The 18,804-nt window shown below is 70.6% G+C and carries 15 protein-coding genes; 6 read left to right on the forward strand and 9 right to left on the reverse strand.

Going from position 1 to position 18,804, the window contains the following annotated elements:
* Positions 1-67: 67 nt before the first annotated feature.
* From ACFY12_RS00830 to ACFY12_RS00855, 6 genes are all read left to right on the forward strand, one after another.
* Positions 68-481: a DUF742 domain-containing protein gene (locus tag ACFY12_RS00830; protein WP_066926961.1), complete on the forward strand. Its 414-nt coding sequence runs from the start codon at positions 68-70 to the stop codon at positions 479-481.
* Positions 462-1,055, forward strand: coding sequence for an ATP/GTP-binding protein (locus tag ACFY12_RS00835; RefSeq protein ID WP_390713539.1), 594 nt, complete (start codon positions 462-464; stop codon positions 1,053-1,055). The genes ACFY12_RS00830 and ACFY12_RS00835 overlap by 20 nt, the downstream gene beginning before the upstream one ends.
* A 464-nt stretch (positions 1,056-1,519) precedes the next feature.
* Positions 1,520-4,786, forward strand: coding sequence for a nitrate- and nitrite sensing domain-containing protein (locus ACFY12_RS00840; RefSeq protein WP_390713540.1), 3,267 nt, complete (start codon positions 1,520-1,522; stop codon positions 4,784-4,786).
* Positions 4,787-4,796: 10 nt separating this feature from the next.
* On the forward strand, positions 4,797-5,210 hold the full coding sequence (locus ACFY12_RS00845; RefSeq protein WP_018087204.1) for a roadblock/LC7 domain-containing protein: 414 nt from the start codon (positions 4,797-4,799) through the stop codon (positions 5,208-5,210).
* 84 nt (positions 5,211-5,294) lie between these two features.
* Positions 5,295-5,903 (forward strand): DUF742 domain-containing protein, encoded by a 609-nt coding sequence (locus ACFY12_RS00850; RefSeq protein ID WP_390713541.1) that lies wholly within the window; start codon positions 5,295-5,297, stop codon positions 5,901-5,903.
* Entirely contained in the window at positions 5,884-6,462 is a 579-nt protein-coding gene (locus tag ACFY12_RS00855; RefSeq protein ID WP_073447656.1) for an ATP/GTP-binding protein, read from the forward strand. Before ACFY12_RS00850 ends, ACFY12_RS00855 begins: the two co-directional genes overlap by 20 nt.
* Positions 6,463-6,639: 177 nt before the next feature.
* Here the strand turns inward: ACFY12_RS00855 and ACFY12_RS00860 are convergent, their stop codons facing one another.
* From ACFY12_RS00860 to ACFY12_RS00900, 9 genes are all read right to left on the reverse strand, one after another.
* The gene (locus tag ACFY12_RS00860; protein WP_390713542.1) at positions 6,640-7,293 is read right to left on the reverse strand and encodes a DUF4360 domain-containing protein; all 654 of its coding nucleotides are present in this window, start codon (positions 7,291-7,293) and stop codon (positions 6,640-6,642) included.
* A gap of 247 nt (positions 7,294-7,540) precedes the next feature.
* Entirely contained in the window at positions 7,541-7,756 is a 216-nt protein-coding gene (locus tag ACFY12_RS00865) for an acyl-CoA carboxylase epsilon subunit (RefSeq protein WP_390714328.1), read from the reverse strand.
* 64 nt (positions 7,757-7,820) lie between these two features.
* On the reverse strand, positions 7,821-9,404 hold the full coding sequence (locus ACFY12_RS00870; protein WP_390713543.1) for an acyl-CoA carboxylase subunit beta: 1,584 nt from the start codon (positions 9,402-9,404) through the stop codon (positions 7,821-7,823).
* Positions 9,405-9,622: 218 nt separating this feature from the next.
* Positions 9,623-12,040: a polysaccharide lyase 8 family protein gene (locus ACFY12_RS00875; protein WP_390713544.1), complete on the reverse strand. Its 2,418-nt coding sequence runs from the start codon at positions 12,038-12,040 to the stop codon at positions 9,623-9,625.
* A 414-nt stretch (positions 12,041-12,454) separates the two neighbouring features.
* A complete protein-coding gene (gene cimA / locus ACFY12_RS00880) occupies positions 12,455-14,092 on the reverse strand; it encodes a citramalate synthase (RefSeq protein WP_390713545.1) in 1,638 nt (545 codons plus the stop codon).
* Positions 14,093-14,430: 338 nt separating this feature from the next.
* On the reverse strand, positions 14,431-15,759 hold the full coding sequence (locus ACFY12_RS00885; protein ID WP_390713546.1) for an MFS transporter: 1,329 nt from the start codon (positions 15,757-15,759) through the stop codon (positions 14,431-14,433).
* Between the two features lie 179 nt (positions 15,760-15,938).
* Complete coding sequence (locus tag ACFY12_RS00890; RefSeq protein WP_390713547.1) at positions 15,939-17,045, reverse strand: branched-chain amino acid aminotransferase; 1,107 nt, start codon at positions 17,043-17,045, stop codon at positions 15,939-15,941.
* Positions 17,046-17,340: 295 nt separating this feature from the next.
* Complete coding sequence (locus tag ACFY12_RS00895) at positions 17,341-18,381, reverse strand: 3-isopropylmalate dehydrogenase (protein WP_390713548.1); 1,041 nt, start codon at positions 18,379-18,381, stop codon at positions 17,341-17,343.
* Between the two features lie 73 nt (positions 18,382-18,454).
* Complete coding sequence (locus ACFY12_RS00900; protein ID WP_327154627.1) at positions 18,455-18,586, reverse strand: hypothetical protein; 132 nt, start codon at positions 18,584-18,586, stop codon at positions 18,455-18,457.
* Positions 18,587-18,804: the final 218 nt, after the last annotated feature.

Raw genomic sequence — 18,804 nt, forward strand, 5'->3', positions numbered from 1 at the left:
ATCCGTCCGCCGCCACCCCCACCGGCACAACCCGACGACAGTGCTTCCTGTCCCGTCCGGAGGACCCATGACCCCGCCACCTGCCACTTCCGGCCCGTACGGTGCCGCCTACGACCAGGCGCCGTACGGGGACGAAGGTGACCAGCCGCTGGTGCGCCCGTACGCCATGACCGGAGGCCGGACCCGGCCGCGCTACCAGCTCGCCATCGAGGCGCTGGTCAGCACGACCGCCGACCCCGCCCAGCTGCCCGGGCTGCTGCCCGAGCACCAGCGGATCTGCCACCTGTGCCGTGAGGTGAAGTCGGTCGCCGAGGTCTCGGCCCTGCTGCACATCCCGCTGGGTGTGGCGCGGATCCTCGTCGCGGACCTGGCGGAAGCCGGAATGGTGGCGATCCACCAGCCCGGCGGCGGTGGCGAGGCCGGCGGCACGCCGGATGTGACCTTGCTGGAGAGGGTGCTCAGTGGACTTCGCAAGCTCTGACAGCGGCCTCGACGAGGCCGGAGCCCGCGCCACGACGTCCGCGAAGATCGTGGTGGCGGGCGGCTTCGGCGTGGGCAAGACCACGTTCGTCGGCGCCGTTTCGGAGATCAATCCGCTGCGTACGGAGGCCGTGATGACCTCCGCGTCGGCGGGGATCGACGACCTCAGCCACGTCCAGGACAAGACCACGACCACCGTGGCGATGGACTTCGGCCGGATCACCCTGGACCAGGACCTGATCCTCTACCTCTTCGGTACGCCCGGCCAGGACCGCTTCTGGTTCATGTGGGACGACCTGGTCCGCGGTGCCATCGGCGCCGTCGTCCTGGTCGACACCCGCCGCCTGGCCGACTGTTTCCCGGCCGTGGACTACTTCGAGAACAGCGGTCTGCCGTTCGTCGTCGCCCTCAACGGCTTCGAAGGGCAGCAGCCCTACACCCCGGACGAGGTCCGGGAGGCGCTCCAGATCGGCCCCGGCACGCCGATCATCACCACCGACGCACGGCACCGCAACGAGGCCAAGAGCGCACTCATCACGCTGGTCGAGCACGCACTGATGGCCCGCCTGCGCTAGACCGTGTCTGCTCCGGTCCCCGCAGATCGGAGCAGACACGGCCCAGTACGACCGGCGGCCCCGCCGGGTCATCTGGCATGGGCCGTACGGAAGTTGGCGCGGCCGTGCGGAAGGTGTCTTCCACGCCCCTGCTCCTGCCCGGGCCCGGTTCCCGTCATGCACAAGTCGATCTGTGTCCTTCGACACGACCACGAATAGGCTTCATAACGTTTCGACGTTGAATCAGCTGAGTTTCACCACGCCGTGCGCATGCCCGGTTTCGCTGTGCGCACGATGCGCCCGTCTTTTGACGCCTCTCGCCCTTAACGCCCCTTTTATCTGAGGCGTTTTCAAGCCTCCTCCCGCTTTCTCCAGTGTTTGGAACGCACCGCCCTGACGTGCTGAAATTCGCTGAACTCCGGAGTAGGAACGCCCAGAAGAAACGGCACAGCGCACAGTGCCGGCGCCGAGAGGTTGTTGGTCGAGTGAGGCGAAGCACGTCGAGCCCCGAGCCGCAGGAACCACCGCGGCGGGGCAACTTCACCCCGCCACCCAAAGGTGGCGTTCCGGCTTCCGACACGTCCGAGAACCCGGTCGCGAAGCCTCCGGTCAGCGGTGGCAAGTTCTCGCCGCGCAACTGGCGGGTGGCCACCCGCCTGAACGCCATTCTGCTGATCCCCGTACTGATCGCCCTGGTCTTCGGCGGCCTGCGGGTGAACAGCTCGCTGGACACCTGGCAGGAGGCGCGGGACGCGGAGAGCACCGCCAAGCTGGTGCGCGCCGCGCTCTCCTACAGCAACGCCCTGATCGACGAGCGGGACCGCACCACCGCACCGCTGCTCCAGGGCAAGAAGGACGACCCGGTCGTCCAGCAGTCACGGGACGCCACCGACGCCGCCGCCGAGAAGTTCCACGAGGCCGCCAAGGCCGTCCCGGACACCCCGGGCCTCAAGCGCCGGCTCGCCGCGTTCGAGAAGTCCGAGCCCAAGCTCCAGGAGCTGCGCCAGGCCGCCTACACCGCCAAGCTGCCCGGGGTGAAGACCGAAGAAGGCTATGTCGAGGTCCAGCACCCGCTGATGGAGTTCGCCAACGAACTCGGCCTGGGCACCGGCAACATCACCTCCTACGGCCGCACCGTCTACGCGATCGCGCTGGCCAAGGCCGCCGAGTCGCTGGAGCGGTCCATCGGCACCCACCTCCTGATCGACCCGGCGTCCCCGCAGGGCGGCAAGGAGCACAAGAAGCAGCTGACCGCCTTCGCCTCGTACCGCTACCTGGAGAGCATCGCCGCCAACGAGTACACCTCCGGCGGCACCCCCGAGGACGTCGAGCGGCTGCGGAAGGACACCGACGGACTCAAGCGGGCCGCCGAGGAGCGGATCGCGCAGGCGAAGCAGCAGGCGGAGGCCGCCGGCCGGACGTTCCGCGCCCCGCCGTCCATGGACCAGATGATCGCCCTGATCGCCAGTGGCGCGGCTCCGGAGACGCTGAGCCCGAAGGGCGTCACCTCCGACAGCTTCTTCACGGCCGCGACCGCCGTGTTCGACATGTACCGGTCCATCGAGAAGGACCTGGCGGACAAGGCCGTGAACGAGGCCGCGCAGATCTCCGACGACGCCCAGCGGTCCGTCTACGTCGACTCCGGCATCGTGGTCGCCGCGCTGATCATCGCGTTCGTGGTGGCCGGCCTGATGGCCCGCCGGATGAGCCGCAACATGCGCCAGCTGCGCAACGCCGCCTTCGACGTGGCCGAGCAGCGGCTGCCGATGCTGGTCGACCAGCTCTCGCGGACCGACCCGGGCCGGGTCGACACCCGGGTGACGCCCATCCCGATCGGCACCACCGACGAGATCGGCGAGGTCGCCCGCGCCTTCGACCAGGTGCACCGCGAAGCCGTCCGGCTCGCCGCCGAGCAGGCACTGCTGCGGGGCAACGTCAACGCGATCTTCACCAACCTCTCCAGCCGCAACCAGGGTCTGATCGAGCGTCAGCTGGAGCTGATCACCGACCTGGAGAACAACGAGGCGGACCCGGACCAGCTGGAGAGCCTCTTCCGGCTCGACCACCTCGCCACGCGTATGCGCCGTAACGGCGAGAACCTCCTCATCCTCGCGGGCGAGGAGCCGGGTCGCCGCTGGAACCAGCCGGTGCCGCTGGTCGACGTCCTGCGCGCGGCGATCAGCGAGGTCGAGTCGTACGAGCGAATAGACCTCTCCGGTGTCCCCGAGAGCGAGATCCACGGCAACGCCGTGACCGACCTCGTGCACCTGCTGTCCGAGCTGCTGGAGAACGCCACCACGTTCTCCTCCCCGCAGACCAAGGTGCGGGTGACGGCGACCCGGCTGCCCGACGGCCGGGTGATGACCGAGATCCACGACAAGGGCATCGGGCTGACCCCCGAGGACTTCGCGGACATCAACCACAAGCTGGCCAATCCGCCGAGTGTGGACGCCGCGATCTCCCAGCGCATGGGCCTGTTCGTGGTCGGCCGGCTGGCCGACCGGCACGGGATCCGGGTGCAGCTGCGCCCCTCCGGCGAGCAGGCGGGCACCACGTCGCTGGTCATGCTGCCCGAGGCGATCACCCACGGCGGTGGCGGCGACGACGAGCAGTTCGACGACGCCTTCACGGTGTCGCGGATCGTCCCCGAGCATCAGCAGGGCGGGCACGAGGACGGTCGGCACACCGCCGCGGAGCTGGGCTTCGACGACAGCCGCTACGGCCGTACGGACGGCGCGGACCTGGACATGATGGGCCGCTCGCTGATGCGCGGGGAGCGCCGGGCCGCCCTGGAGGCCCAGGCGGCGGCCGCCGGTCAGCCCGGCACCGGACCGCACGGCATGGATCAGCACGGCGCGGGTCAGCACGGCGCGGGTCACCACGGCAGCACCGCTCAGCACGAGAACACCGGTCAGCACCTCGCGAATCCGCTCTTCCGGGAGCAGATTCCGGCCACCGACGAGCACCAGGACTTCCCCGCCCAGGACTTCCCAGCACAGGGCTTCCCCGCGCAGGACTTCCCCGCCCCGGGGTACCCGGACAGTGCCGCCCAGGGCTTTCCCGGAAGCCACGCCCAGGCGTATCCGGAAGGCGAACAGCCGCTCTACGACGACCGGTCGCACGGCGGCCGGGCATTCGGAGAACCGCACCCCGCGGAGACCACCGGCCGGCAGCCCTTCGCCCCGCACGAACCGGCACAGACGGGCGAATGGGCCGAACACCCCGCATTCGAGGGCTACTTCGGCACAGAAGCGGAATCTGACCGGAATGCACCTCCCGCTCCCACGGAAGCGTCCGAGCGCGTACCATTCGAGCGTCCGGGCCCCACACCGAGCGACGCTCCCTCGCTGACGGACGCCGGCCTTCCGCGCCGCGGAGGCCGCGACCAGCAGGCACCTCAGGTTCAGCAGCGGGGCACGCCGGAGACCGGCCAGGACGGCTCCGAATGGCGCAGCTCCAACGATGAGCGCTGGGAGCGGGCGGAGCGGGTGCGCCGGCCGTCGGCGGGCGGGGTCACCTCTTCCGGCCTCCCCCGGCGGGTGCCCAAGGCCAACCTGGTCGAGGGCACCGCGGAGCAGACCCCGCAGGGCGGCCCCCAGGTCTCCCGCGCCCCGGAGGACGTCCGCGGCAGGCTGAGCAACTTGCGCCGCGGCGTCCAGCAGGGACGCAGTGTCGGCACGGACCCCTCCGGGGTCCCCCAGAATGACCAACAGGGCTTCGGCCCCGGCAGCACCTACGATCAGGAGCGTTAGTGTGAGCCCGATGAGCCAGGCGGCGCAGAATCTGAACTGGTTGATCACCAACTTCGTGGACAACACCCCCGGGGTGTCCCACACGGTCGTGGTCTCCGCGGACGGTCTCCTCCTCGCCATGTCCGAGGGTTTCCCCCGGGACAGAGCGGACCAGTTGGCGGCGGTGGCCTCCGGGCTGACCTCGCTGACCTCCGGCGCCTCCCGCATCTTCGAGGGCGGGAGCGTCAACCAGACCGTGGTGGAGATGGAGCGCGGCTTCCTCTTCATCATGTCCGTCTCGGACGGATCGTCACTGGCCGTGCTCGCGCACCCGGAGTGCGACATCGGCCTCGTCGGTTACGAGATGGCCCTGCTGGTCGACCGCGCGGGCACGGTACTCACCCCCGACCTGCGCGCCGAACTGCAGGGCAGCCTTCTCAACTAACGTACAGGCAGTGCGTTTCCCGCCACCTGGCCTTAGGGTTCGGTGGCGCGACCGGCGTCAGACAGGCAAGTTGGAGGAGGAGACGTGGCAACGCCCCCGAGCGGATACCCGTACGGTTCCGGGCAGGAGCCCGGACCTGTGGGCGAGACCCATCACAACCGCTTCAACTTCCCGTCTGCGCCGAGCCACCGGCCGCAGCGGCACCTGCCGCCGCAGCCACAGCCCCGGCGGCAGCAACCCCGGCCGTACGGCTCCCAGCCGTACGAGCCGTCGGTGTACGACGAGCCGCAGGCGCCGCGCATCCAGCCGGTGCAGCCGCAGCGGAAGGCCCCCGAGCCCGCACCCGCCGCGCACAACCCGCTCGTCCGCCCGTACGCCATGACCGGGGGCCGGACCCGGCCGCGCTACCAGCTCGCCATCGAGGCGCTGGTCAGCACGACCGCCGACCCGATGAAGCTGCACGGCCAGCTGCCGGAGCACCAGCGCATCTGCCACCTCTGCCGCGAGATCAAGTCCGTTGCCGAGATCTCCGCGCTACTCTCCATCCCCCTCGGCGTCGCCCGGATCCTCGTCGCCGACCTGGCGGAGGCCGGACTCGTCGCCATCCATCAGCCCGGCGGGGACGAGACCGCCGGTGGACAGCCAGATGTGACACTGCTCGAAAGGGTGCTCAGTGGACTTCGCAAGCTCTAGCGGTGCAGCCCGCTCCACCACCTCCGCGAAGATCGTGGTGGCGGGCGGCTTCGGCGTGGGCAAGACCACGTTCGTCGGGGCCGTCTCAGAGATCAATCCGCTGCGTACCGAAGCCGTGATGACCTCCGCGTCGGCGGGCATCGACGACCTCACCCACGCGCCGGACAAGACCACGACCACCGTGGCCATGGACTTCGGCCGGATCACCCTGGACCAGGACCTGATCCTCTACCTCTTCGGTACGCCCGGCCAGGACCGCTTCTGGTTCATGTGGGACGACCTGGTCCGCGGTGCCATCGGCGCCGTCGTCCTGGTCGACACCCGCCGCCTGGCCGACTGTTTCCCGGCGGTCGACTACTTCGAGAACTCCGGCCTCCCGTTCGTCATCGCCCTCAACGGCTTCGACGGACACCAGCCCTACACCCCCGACGAGGTGCGGGAAGCGCTGCAGATCGGCCCCGACGCGCCGATCATCACCACCGACGCACGGCACCGCAGCGAGGCCAAGAGCGCGCTCATCACGCTGGTCGAGCACGCACTGATGGCCCGCCTGCGGTAGCGCCTGACGGCACGGTTCCCCGACAGCGGCGAAGGCCCCCACACACCTGCCAGGTGTGGGGGCCTTCGGCGTGCGGAGCTCTGTGCCCGGCCGTCTCAGCCGTCCACGAAGTGGCCGCCTGACGACTTGCGCCCTCCTGCCGCCGAGCGGACGGCAGGAGGGCGCGTACAGGGCCGGCTACTTACGGGCCGGGCACTCCTTCCACGCGAAGTGGTAGAGGGTGTTGATGCTGCCGTCGGTGGAGTCCATGGCCATGTAGCTGGTGGCCTTGGGGTCCGACGAGCCGCGGTCCACCCTCAGTTCGGTGTTGATGTTGAAGTAGCGCTCCTCGCCGCAGGGTGCGTAGACCAGCGCGTCGAGGTCGGTCTCGTCCGAGGTCTGCCAGTTGCTGTCGTAGGGACCGGTGAACGTGTGGCTCTTGCGGGCCGTCTCCGGCTGGCCCTGGAAGTAGTAGTTCGCCTGTTCCAGGCCCTTGGCGCCCGGGGCCAGCGAGCCGTAACCGCGGTAGTCGGCCCGGGCGATGGCGTAGGTGAAACCCTGCGGGACGTGGACGCTCAGGGCGATCTGACAGTTCTTGCGGGAGTCGGTCGGCTTGCTGCCGCCGCCCGCCTGGGCGAGGTACTCGCTGTACGTGACGGTGAAGGCGGTGTTGTCGGGGGCGACGGCCACGGCGGCACTGCCGGGTCTGCAGCCCGATCCGTTGACCGTGGCGACGGTTATGGTGATCTTGCCGGTGGGCGGGTCGTCACCGAACCGCACGGGTGTGGTGGGGGCTGCCGATCCGAGGAGCAGGGATGCCGCTGCGGCACCAGCACCGAGCGTGCTGAGCATGGGCTCTTCCTTCCGGTCGTCCTGGACCCGCGGCGCGGGCACGCCAGGAGTGGGATGACGAGCGCATGTCAGCACGTGGATCTTGGCTTGAACAGTCCTTCCGCCGCGCTTTGGCCGAACTCCGTCGCATTGGCCGTTTTCCCACGTTTTTGGCATTCCTGGAAAAACGACCGGTGGGGGTGTACGCAAGGGACCACGCGCACGCGCGGACCCCTGACGTACACCCCCACCGAGGGCCGTGGGGAGGTCAGCTGGCGGTCTGCCAGCTGGTCGCCCCGTGGAAGCCCGTCTGGCGCTCCAGGCGCCGCCAGCGGGCGGCGGTCGTGCGCGGGTGGGCAGAGGTGGCGGTGGCCGGGCCGTGGGCGGCGCGGGCCAGGAGGACGGCGGTCAGGGCGGCCAGCTCTTCCTCGCTGGCCTGGCCCTTCTCCACGCGGATGGAGGTGTTGCGCAGGGCGGTGTTCACGGTCACGGTCTCTTGTCTCCGTCTTCGCGGTGGCGTCGGTGCCTGGTGCGGGTGCGGGATGGGGCTACTGGGGCGGGTTGCCGTGCTTGCGGGCCGGCAGGTCCGCGTGCTTGGTGCGCAGCATGTCGAGGGCGCGGATGAGCGTGTGACGGGTTTCGGCGGGGTCGATGACGTCGTCGACCAGGCCGCGCTCGGCCGCGTAGTACGGGTGCATCAGCTCGGACTTGTACTCCTTGACCATGCGGGTGCGCATGGCCTCGGAGTCGTCCGCCTCGGCGATCTGCTTGCGGAAGATGACGTTGGCGGCGCCCTCGGCACCCATCACCGCGATCTCGTTGGTCGGCCAGGCGTAGGTCAGGTCGGCGCCGATGGACTGCGAGTCCATGACGATGTAGGCGCCGCCGTAGGCCTTGCGCAGCACGATGGAGATCCGCGGCACGGTGGCGTTGCAGTAGGCGTAGAGCAGCTTGGCGCCGTGGCGGATGATGCCGCCGTGCTCCTGGTCCACGCCGGGCAGGAAGCCGGGGACGTCGAGGAGGGTGACGAGGGGGATGTTGAAGGCGTCGCACATCTGGACGAAGCGGGCGGCCTTCTCCGAGGCCTCGATGTCCAGGACGCCGGCCAGGGACTGCGGCTGGTTGGCGATGATGCCGACCACCTTGCCGTCGAGGCGGGTCAGCGCGCAGATGATGTTGGTCGCCCAGCGCTCGTGGACCTCCAGGTACTCGCCGTCGTCGACGATCTCCTCGATGACCTTGCGCATGTCGTACGGGCGGTTGCCGTCGGCCGGGACCAGGTCCAGCAGCACGTCACCGGAGCGGTCCGCGGGGTCCTCGCAGGCCACCACCGGCGGGTTCTCCCGGTTGTTGGCCGGCAGCAGCGACAGCAGGTAGCGGACCTCTTCGAGGCAGGTCGCCTCGTCGTCGTAGGCGAAGTGGCACACCCCGGAGGTCTCGGCGTGCACATCGGCGCCGCCCAGGCCGTTCTGGGTGATCTCCTCGCCGGTGACCGCGCGGACCACGTCCGGGCCGGTGATGAACATCTGCGAGGTCTCGCGGACCATGAAGACGAAGTCGGTCAGGGCGGGGCTGTAGGCCGCGCCGCCCGCGCACGGGCCGAGCATGACCGAGATCTGCGGGATGACCCCGCTCGCCTTGGTGTTGCGCTGGAAGATCCCGCCGTAGCCGGCCAGCGCGGAGACGCCCTCCTGGATACGGGCACCGGCGCCGTCGTTGAGCGAGACCAGCGGGGCACCGGCCTGGATGGCCATGTCCATGATCTTGTGGATCTTGGTGGCGTGCGCCTCGCCGAGCGCACCGCCGAAGATCCGGAAGTCGTGTGCGTAGACGAAGACCGTCCGGCCGTGGACGGTGCCCCAGCCGGTGATCACTCCATCGGTGTAGGGCTTCTTGGCCTCCAGGCCGAAGCCCGTCGCCCGGTGCCGCCGCAGCGGCTCGACCTCGTTGAACGAATCCTCGTCCAGCAGCAGCTCGATCCGCTCGCGCGCCGTCAGCTTGCCCTTGGCACGCTGCGCTTCGGTCGCCCGCTCGCTGGGTCCGCGCCGGACCTGCTCGCGGATGGCGTGCAGCTCGGCGACGCGCCCGCGGGCGTCGTTGGCGCCGGCGGGCAGATCTTCGACAGTGGTCATGTATCGACGGTACGTGTGCGGGGCGCCGTGCACCGATGTCGGTTTCGTACAACGTCCCAAGCCATTTCGTGGGCAGGCAGTACAGAACCACCTGGACGGAGCGCCCGCCACGGCGTCCGTTCGGGTGACGGGGCCATGCCCGATCTGTAGGGGGACGACAATCGCCGGGGTGCCGCCGATCATGCCCGACCTGCCCCCGGGGGCGGCATCGGTCCAGGTCAGAGCGGCCGGATCGTACAGCGGTGAGTGGCACAGGTGGTGCCGGGGCGGATCCGGAGCCGCAGCCCCCGGCCGGCGGCCAGCACCTCGATCGCGGGATCGTGGCCGAGCACCGCGCGCACCGGACGCGACCACGTGATCTCCACCATATCCCCGGACCGGTCCGGGGCGGCGACGCACAGTTGTACGGTCCGGCCATGTGCCGCGCCCGGACGGCCGTCCTGCCGTTCGCGCACCAGCACGCTCGCCGGGCCGCTGCTGCACAGCTCGCCCGCACGGCCCGCCCGCCAGAAGTTGGCGGCCGTTACGCCGAGCGGGTGAACCGCGATCGCCTGCCGGCCGGCGTCGTTGGCGAGCACGGTCAGCCAGTGCCGGTCGGCGGCGCGCTCGGCGAGGGCGCCGGCGGTGGCGCCCGGCATCAGGAGGTAGGCGTAGCGGGCACCGTCCGGGTCGGTGCCGTGATCGTGCCACAGGGTGAGGTAGCGGCGGGTGAACTCCTCCGGGGAAGAGCTGGAGTTGATGTCGTGCCAGGAACCGGTACGGGCCTCGCGCCGCACCTTCAGGGCGGCTCCGCCGGGGCATCCGGGGAAGACCCAGCCGCCGTGCCCGGCGAGGTGGGCCCAGCGGGCGCACGGGAAGCAGGTGGTGAGGCCGAGCGTGCCGGGCTGCCGTACGCCGTCGACGGTGAGCGCGGGGGTGCCGTACTCCCCCAGGCAGCGGTTGTCGACGACGGTCTCGGCCGGCACCCCGTCGCGGGCGGTGATGCCGGCGCCCAGGCAGACGACGCAGTCGGCGAGCGCGAACCAGGACTTCCGGGCGGTGAGGGTGGAGGCGAGACCGCGCAGGTGCTGCCCGATCGCGGCGAACTCGCCGTCCGTGGTGCCGCCGACCCAGCGCACGGCGGGCCGGGGCTCGCCCCAGCCGCCGCCCTCGTTGTCCGCGAGCCGTTGGGTGGAGACGGTCGTGCCGGGCAGCCGGTAGGGGTCGACGGTCGGCCAGAAGGCATCCGTGTACTGGTCGCCGCCGAAGTCCGCGCCCCACCAGTAGAGCATTCCGGCCCCGGTGTGCCAGCCGCGCGGGTTCTCGCCGTTGCCGTTCTCGTAGTACGTGATCCGGTCGGAGGCCATGGCGAGCCCGGCGGCCCAGCCGGGGCGCCGGTGCACGGCCCGGTCCATGGCCGGGAAGAGCCGGTGGCCGACGGACTCGGGCGCGGCGGGCACCGGGCCGTCGGCGATCTTCCGCAGCCGGACGAGGTCGGCCACGCCGTACTGCCGGTCGGTGAGCACCGGCAGCGTACGGTCCCGGGCCGTCCAACCCTTGATCATGCCGTGCCAGCGCCTCCGCTCGGCGGGGGCGGCGGCCTCGGCCAGCAGGGCGACGGCGGCGATCAGCGCGTGCCCGTGGTAGTGGTCGCTGCGCAGGATCCGGCGGTCGTCGTGACGGAGGTAACCGCGGCTGATGGCACGCCCGTTGACGCTGTCCATCATCAGCCCGTTGTAGAGCAGCGGGGCGTACGCCCGCTCCACGCTGTCGAAGATGATCTGCCGCGCCGGATCGGTCACCTCCCACGCCGATCCGCCGAGCAGGGTGAACAGCCGCCCCAGGCCGTCCAGCAGGACGAAGCCGTAGGTGCCGGAGTAGGCGACCCGGGTGTGCTGGACGAACGACCCGTCGGCGTAGAGCCCGTCCCCCTGGGCGACGTACGGGAACACCGGCGAGAGGGCGTCCCGGGCGAGCGCGATCTTTCCCGGCGCCCGGCCGAGGATGCCGCGCAGGGCGAGTACACGGCACAGGTCGACGCGGTTGGCACCGGTACTGGTCCCGGTGTAGTCGCCGAGCATCGCCTCCGGGACGAAGTGGTCCACGGCGGCGAGGCAGCGCTCCCGGAGGTCCTCGGGCAGACCGCCGCCCGGCAGCAGCTCGTCGAGGACCGCCATGGTGTCGAGCAGGAGTCTGGGGCTGCCGATCTGCCACTCCCACCAGTTGCCGTAGCGGGTGGCGCCGGCGTGGTAGACGGTGGCCTCCAGATGGCCGAGCCCCGCGCGGAGCGCCTCGGCGAGCCCGGGATCGCCGGTGTGCCCGGTGCCCGGCTGGGCGTAGGCCTGGGCCATGGTCCACAGCCGGCCGTAGCTCTGGGTGATGCCGGACGGCGGATCGTACGGACAGTCCGGCCACAGCGAACGGTCCTCCGGCCGCATGCCCGCCTGGTGACGGCCCGCGAGGTCACCCGTCTCCCGGAGGACGGCGGCGTACGGGGGCGTCTCCGGGTCGAAGCCGGTACCGAGCGCTGACGCGCACCAGCGGGCTCGGAGGGTCCGGTACGGGTCCGCCCCGTCGGCCCGGCGGTCGGCGAGGCGCAGAACGCCTCCGGCGGAGGCCGCGAGAAACCCCCTGCGCGTGTATGGCTGCCCTCCCACGTTTCCGGCCTTCCCGCCGCGACGCCTGGCGGCGAGCTGAGTGCCGCTGCGCGGGGCTGTACGTCACGGGTCCGGCCCTCCGGACTGGCGTCCTGCGGTCCGGCCCCTCCCGTGGATGGTGGGTGATTCCGTCGCTCCTGCCGCCGTCCATGCTGCCGGACCCGCACCGCCGTGGCCAGGCACCATTGCGGCAGAAAAGGACCGGCACCCGGCCGGAGGACAACCACTCGCATCCGCCCCCACCGGCCTGTTCCCCTCCCCCTCACGGGAGGGGCCGCTCCGCAGGACGAAGTCCGGAGGAGCGGACCCGCACCCGACAAACCCACGCCCGCCGCAGGCGCAACGGCGAAACGGAGGTACGGCGCCGCAGCCGACAACGTGGGAAGCCAGCCAAGCGCAGCGGAACGTGGGTGGTCACCCCTGGGGCGTGACTCCGGCCCGCAAGAGGCCATACGCATAGGCGTCGTCCAGCGCCTGCCAGCTCGCCGCGATGACGTTCTCGGCGACGCCGACCGTGGACCATTCGCTGCGGCCGTCGCTGGTGGAGACCAGGACGCGGGTGATCGAGCCGGTGCCCAGGGCGCCTTCGAGGATGCGGACCTTGTAGTCGACCAGCTCCATGGTGGCCAGCTGCGGGTAGATCCGCTCCAGGGCGCTGCGCAGCGCCCGGTCCAGTGCGTTGACCGGGCCGTTGCCCTCGGCGGTGGTGACGATCCGTTCGCCCTTCGCCCACAGCTTCACCGTCGCCTCGTTGGCGTGGGTGCCGTCGGGGCGGTCCTCGACGATCGCCCGCCAGGACTCGACGGTGAAGTAGCGCAGCGGCTCGCCCTGGACCTCCTCGCGCAGCAGGAGTTCGAAGGAGGCGTCGGCGGCTTCGTAGGTGTAGCCCGCGAGTTCGCGTTCCTTGACGCGGTCGACGACCCGGCCGACCAGTTCGCGGTCGCCGCTCAGGTCGAAGCCCAGCTCCTTGCCCTTGAGTTCGATGGAGGCCCGCCCGGCCATGTCGGAGACCAGCATCCGCATGGTGTTGCCGACCAGTGCCGGGTCGATGTGCTGGTAGAGGTCCGGGTCGACCTTGATCGCGGAGGCGTGCAGACCGGCCTTGTGCGCGAAGGCGGAGACGCCCACGTAGGGCTCGTGGGTGGAGGGGGTGAGGTTGACGACCTCGGCGATGGCGTGCGAGATCCGGGTGGTCTCGGCGAGTGTGCCCTCGGGCAGGACCGGACGGCCGTACTTGAGCTCCAGGGCGGCGACGACCGGGAAGAGGTTGGCGTTGCCGACCCGCTCGCCGTAGCCGTTGGCGGTGCACTGGACGTGGGTGGCGCCGCCGTCCACGGCGGCGAGCGTGTTGGCGACGGCGCAGCCGGTGTCGTCCTGGGCGTGGATGCCCAGCCGCGCGCCGGTGTCCGCGAGGACGGTCCGGACGACGGCGGTGATCTGGGCGGGGAGCATCCCGCCGTTGGTGTCGCAGAGGATGACCACGTCCGCGCCGGCCTCGCTCGCGGTGCGGACGACCTGCTTGGCGTAGTCCGGGTCGAGGGCGTAGCCGTCGAAGAAGTGCTCGCAGTCGAGGAAGACCCGGCGGCCCTGGGCGCGGAGGTGGGCGATGGTGTCCGCGATCATCGCGAGGTTCTCGTCGGGGGTGGTGCGCAGCGCCAGCTTCACATGGCCGGTGTGGGACTTGGCGACCAGGGTGATGACCGGGGCCCCCGAGTCCAGCAGGGCGGCGACCTGGGGGTCGTCCTCGACGCGGACACCGGCCTTGCGGGTGGCGCCGAACGCGACCAGCTGGGCGTGCCGGAAGTCGATCTCCTCGCGGGCGCGCTGGAAGAACTCGGTGTCCCGCGGGTTGGCACCGGGCCAGCCGCCCTCGATGAAGCCCACTCCGAAGTCGTCGAGGTGCCGGGCGATGGTCAGCTTGTCGGCGACGGTGAGGTTGATGCCCTCACGCTGGGCGCCGTCGCGGAGGGTGGTGTCGAAGACATGGAAGTCGTCGGACACCGCGCCGGCCGGACGGGCGTCGGAGGGGTCGGTATGGGGTGCGGCCGTCATGCTGGTCTGGCTCCTGTCGGGATCTCGGTCTACCGGAAAACCGGTTCCACCGTCCCTCCATGCTCCCTCGCGCTCCGCTTCCGGCGGGGTGTGGGCCGGGAACGAAAAAACCTCTCGCGGGTGCGAGAGGTCTGCGCGCGGGTCTGGGACGACGGTGGCCACGCCGTACTCGGTTCGTACGGGGTGGTCACTGCGGACCGGCGCGCCTGCTGCCAATAATCATGGCGGACAAGGGCACGGTCCGCAGTCTGCCACAACCTTGGATGGCGGGCGCAACGATCTCACCATACGGTCGGGCCGTCCGCCGGTGACGCCCGGCGGCGGCCCGGCGACGGCGTTCAGTCGGTGACGGGCTCGCGGCCCGGTGCCGGGGCGGCGTCCGGGCGCTCCCCCGCGCCGACCCGGTGCAGATCGATGGTCCGGGTCTCCCGCATGGCGAGGTAGACGATCAGGGAGACCGCGGCGCACCCGGAGACGTACCAGTAGTAGCCGGACTCGGCACCGCTGTTCTTGAACCACAGGGCGACGTACTCCGCGGTACCGCCGAACATCGCGTTGGCGAGGGCGTACGGCAGGGCGACGCCGAGCGCTCGGATGCCGGTGGGGAACAGCTCGGCCTTCACACAGGCGTTGATCGAGGTGTAGCCGGTGACGACGAGCAGCGCGAGGAGGGAGAGGCCGAGAGCCGGCCAGAAGGACCCGGCGTGCTTGAGCAGCGTCATGATCGGCACGGTCAGGAAGGTCGAGCCGATCGCGAACGTGATCAGGAGCGGGCGGCGGCCGATCCGGTCCGAGAGCCGGCCGGCCAGCGGCTGGAGGCACATGAAGAGGAAGAGGGCGCAGAAGCTGACCAGGGAGGCGGTCGGCTTGTCCATCCCCACGCTGCCCGAGAGGTACTTGGTGAGGTAGGTCGTGTACGTGTAGTACGCGACGGTGCCGCCCATGGTGAGCGCGATGACCAGCAGCGCCTCGCGCTTGTGCTTCAGCAGCGCCTTGAGGGTGCCGCGCGCCGGGTCGGCGTGGGCGTCCTCGTCCGCGGCGTAGACCTCGGTCTCCAGCATGGTGCGGCGCAGGTAGAAGACCACCCCGGCGCCCAGCGCACCGACGATGAACGGAATCCGCCAGGCCCAGCTGTGCAGCGTGTCCTCGGAGAGGGTGCGCTGCAGCACGATCTGCAGGCCGAGGCCGAGCAGTTGCCCCGCCGTCATCGACACGTACTGGAAGCTGGAGGCGAAGCCGCGCCGCCCGGGAGCGGATGCCTCGGTGAGGTAGGTGGCGCTGGCCGCGTACTCACCGCCGACCGAGAGCCCTTGCAGCATCCGGGCGAGGAGCAGTACGGCGACACCGCCGTAACCGGCGACGTCGTACGTAGGCGCGATCGCGATCAGGACCGCCGAGGCGGACATCAGGGTGACGGTCAGGGTGAGGGCGGCCTTGCGGCCCTGGCGGTCGCCGACCCGGCCGAGCAGCCAGCCGCCGACCGGGCGCAGGAAGAACCCGACGGCGAAGATTCCCATGGTGTTCATGAGCTTCGCGGTCTCGTTCCCCTCGGGGAAGAAGGAGTCCGCGAAGTAGACCGCGAAGCTGGCGTAGACGAACCAGTCGAACCACTCGACCATGTTGCCGGCGGAACCGACCCAGATCTTCTTCCAGTGCTCTCGTCCCATAGCCGATCACGGTCGCGGACCGGCGGGCGGTCGGCAAGAGCCGGGGCGGCAACGATCGCGCGTACTTTCGTGCGTTGCGGTCGTGCGGGCGGTGCTGCCGGGCGCCGTCGGCTCATGACGATGGCCGCCTCCGGTTCGCGGCCGGGGCGGCCATGGTCATCAGGGGGAGAGCGCCCGGGTCAGCCCAGCGGGTGCATCCAGCCATGGGTGTCCGCGGCGACGCCCCGCTGGATGTCGAGGAGCGCCTCGCGCAGCTTCACCGTGACCGTGCCGGGTTCGCCGTCGGACTGGGTCCACTCGCCGCCCGCGGTCTTGACCGAACCGACCGGGGTGATCACCGCGGCGGTACCGCAGGCGAAGACCTCGGTGAGGGTGCCGTTCTCGGTGTCGGCCTTCCACTGGTCGAGGGAGACCCGGGCCTCCTCCGCCTTGTACCCCAGGTCGCGGGCGACGGACAGCAGGGAGTCACGGGTGACGCCGGCGAGCAGCGAACCGGTGAGGGTCGGCGTGACGATGACCGGCTTCTCGTTGTCCGCACCGCCGTACACGAAGTACAGGTTCATCCCGCCGAGCTCCTCGACCCACTTGTGCTCCACGGCGTCGAGGTAGGCGACCTGGTCGCAGCCCCGCTGGGCGGCCTCGGCCTGGGCGAGCAGCGACGCGGCGTAGTTGCCGCCGGTCTTGGCGTCGCCCATCCCGCCGGGGACGGCGCGGACCCGGTCCTCGGAGATCCAGATGGAGACCGGCTTGACGCCGCCGGGGAAGTACGCGCCGGCGGGCGAGGCGATGACGACGAAGAGGTACTCGTTGGCGGGCTTCACGCCCAAGCCGACCTCCGTCGCGATCATGAAGGGGCGCAGGTAGAGCGACTCCTCGCCGCCGTGCGCGGGCACCCAGTCCTTGTCCTGCCGGACGAGTGCGTCGCACGCCTCGATGAAGGTCTCGACCGGCAGTTCCGGCATGGCCAGCCGGCGGGCGGAGGCCTGGAAGCGGCGGGCGTTGGCGTCGGGGCGGAAGGTGGCGACGGAGCCGTCGGGCCGGCGGTAGGCCTTGAGGCCCTCGAAGATCTCCTGGGCGTAGTGCAGGACATTGGTCGCCGGGTCGAGGGAGAGCGGCCCGTAGGGCACGAGCTGTCCGTCGTGCCAGCCGCGGCCCTCGGTCCACTTGATCGTCACCATGTGGTCGGTGAAGTGGCGGCCGAAGCCGGGAGCCGCCAGGATCCGCTCCCGCTCCGCGTCGGAGAGCGGATGCGGGGAGGGCTTGAGCTCGATCGTGGGCGTCGTCATATATGCGTGTCCTTCACTGCGTGTTCCGATACCTGGGTTACCTCCCAGCCGGCCGCGCTCACCAGGGCTCTTGAACGTACCGGTCGTTACTGGGACGTCCGAGTTTCCGCACCGACGGCGATGCCACGTCCGATTATCGCTCGTGGGTGTGCGCCGCTGGAACCGGTCTGCGCGGTCCGGCTCCGATGGTCGCATCCGGTCGCCGCACGCGACAGCGCCGGGCGAGGACGAGGAGTCCCGGCCCGGCGCTGTCCGTGAGCTGCTGGTCAGCCGCCGATCTCGACTGGCGCGGGCCTCAGCCCGCTACGCGTGCGGCGAGCGCGTCGCCGATCTCGTCCGTGCTGCGGGCGCCGCCGTCGCGGGCCTCCAGGTCGGCCGCGACGGCCTCCTCGATACGGGCGGCCTGCGGTGCGTAGCCGAGGTGGCGCAGGAGCAGGGCGACGGAGAGGATCGTGGCCGTGGGGTCGGCCTTGCCGGTGCCCGCGATGTCCGGGGCGGAGCCGTGCACCGGCTCGAACATCGACGGGAACTCGCCGGTCGGGTTGATGTTCCCGGAGGCGGCCAGGCCGATACCGCCGGTGACGGCCGCGGCGAGGTCGGTGAGGATGTCGCCGAAGAGGTTGTCGGTGACGATCACGTCGAACCGCTCGGGCTGGGTGACGAAGAAGATGGTCGCCGCGTCGACGTGCAGGTAGTCGGTGGTGACCTCGGGGTACTCCGCACCGACCCGGTCGAAGATGTTCTTCCACAGGTGGCCCGCGTAGACCAGGACGTTGTTCTTGTGCACCAGCGTCAGCTTCTTGCGGGGGCGGGCGTCGGCCCGCTCGTACGCGTCCCGGACGACCCGCTCGACACCGTAGGCGGTGTTCACGCTGACCTCGGTGGCGACCTCGGCGGGGGTGCCGGTGCGCAGCGAGCCGCCGTTGCCCGTGTACGGGCCCTCGGTGCCCTCACGGACCACCACGAAGTCGATGTCCGGCCGCCCGGCCAGCGGGGTGGCGGTGTTCGGGAAGAGCTTCGACGGACGCAGGTTGACGAAGTGGTCGAAGGCGAAGCGGAGCTTGAGCAGCAGCCCGCGCTCCAGCACTCCGGACGGTACGGACGGGTCGCCGATCGCGCCGAGCAGGATCGCGTCGTGCCGCTTGAGGGACTCCAGTTCGGCGTCCGGGAGGGTCTCGCCGGTCGCGTGCCAGCGCTTGGCACCAAGGTCGTACTCCTTGGTTTCCAGCTTGACGTCCTGCGGGAGGACCGCGGTCAGGACCTTGAGGCCTTGGGCGACGACCTCCTGGCCGATGCCGTCACCGGGGATCACTGCGAGGCGAATGCTGCGAGACATGCTGGGACCCTACTCGCCGTCCCATTGATTGACACGCAGCGTCCGCCATATGGACATGCGCGGCGATGAGCGATCAGTGACCGGTCGAGCCGCCGTTGTCCCGGCGGTCAAGGGCTCGCTGGAGGGCCGCCGCGGCGTTCCTGCGGTCGGCTTCGCTGGTCGTACGGACGGAGTGACGGGTTCTGCGGACGGCGGTCTCGGCCATGATGCACGTCTCCAATGCCAGAGCCACGGGAACAGACGGGGAGCGTCGGTCAGAAGCGGCCGGAAGGGGCGGGGGCCTCGGCGCGGCAGGGGTCACCTGCCCTCGTGTACCGGGCCGCACCCGCTCTCGCTCGATGGAGCGCTGGGTTCGGCTTCTACAAAGTTAGGACAGCCGCGCCGTGATGTCTGCACAATTACTTGGCCTTCCTACTATCTGAG

The organism is Streptomyces sp. NPDC001339 (assembly GCF_042895955.1).
GTDB lineage: Bacteria > Actinomycetota > Actinomycetes > Streptomycetales > Streptomycetaceae > Streptomyces.

What these genes read in the sequence shown, in the direction of transcription:
- ACFY12_RS00830 (WP_066926961.1), top strand. Translation starts at nt 68, where the DNA reads ATGACCCCGCCACCTGCCACTTCCGGCCCGTACGGTGCCGCCTACGAC.
- ACFY12_RS00845 (WP_018087204.1), top strand. Translation starts at nt 4,797, where the DNA reads ATGAGCCAGGCGGCGCAGAATCTGAACTGGTTGATCACCAACTTCGTG.
- ACFY12_RS00860 (WP_390713542.1), bottom strand. Translation starts at nt 7,293, where the DNA reads ATGCTCAGCACGCTCGGTGCTGGTGCCGCAGCGGCATCCCTGCTCCTC.
- ACFY12_RS00870 (WP_390713543.1), bottom strand. Translation starts at nt 9,404, where the DNA reads ATGACCACTGTCGAAGATCTGCCCGCCGGCGCCAACGACGCCCGCGGG.
- cimA (WP_390713545.1), bottom strand. Translation starts at nt 14,092, where the DNA reads ATGACGGCCGCACCCCATACCGACCCCTCCGACGCCCGTCCGGCCGGC.
- ACFY12_RS00885 (WP_390713546.1), bottom strand. Translation starts at nt 15,759, where the DNA reads ATGGGACGAGAGCACTGGAAGAAGATCTGGGTCGGTTCCGCCGGCAAC.
- ACFY12_RS00890 (WP_390713547.1), bottom strand. Translation starts at nt 17,045, where the DNA reads ATGACGACGCCCACGATCGAGCTCAAGCCCTCCCCGCATCCGCTCTCC.
- ACFY12_RS00895 (WP_390713548.1), bottom strand. Translation starts at nt 18,381, where the DNA reads ATGTCTCGCAGCATTCGCCTCGCAGTGATCCCCGGTGACGGCATCGGC.
- ACFY12_RS00900 (WP_327154627.1), bottom strand. Translation starts at nt 18,586, where the DNA reads ATGGCCGAGACCGCCGTCCGCAGAACCCGTCACTCCGTCCGTACGACC.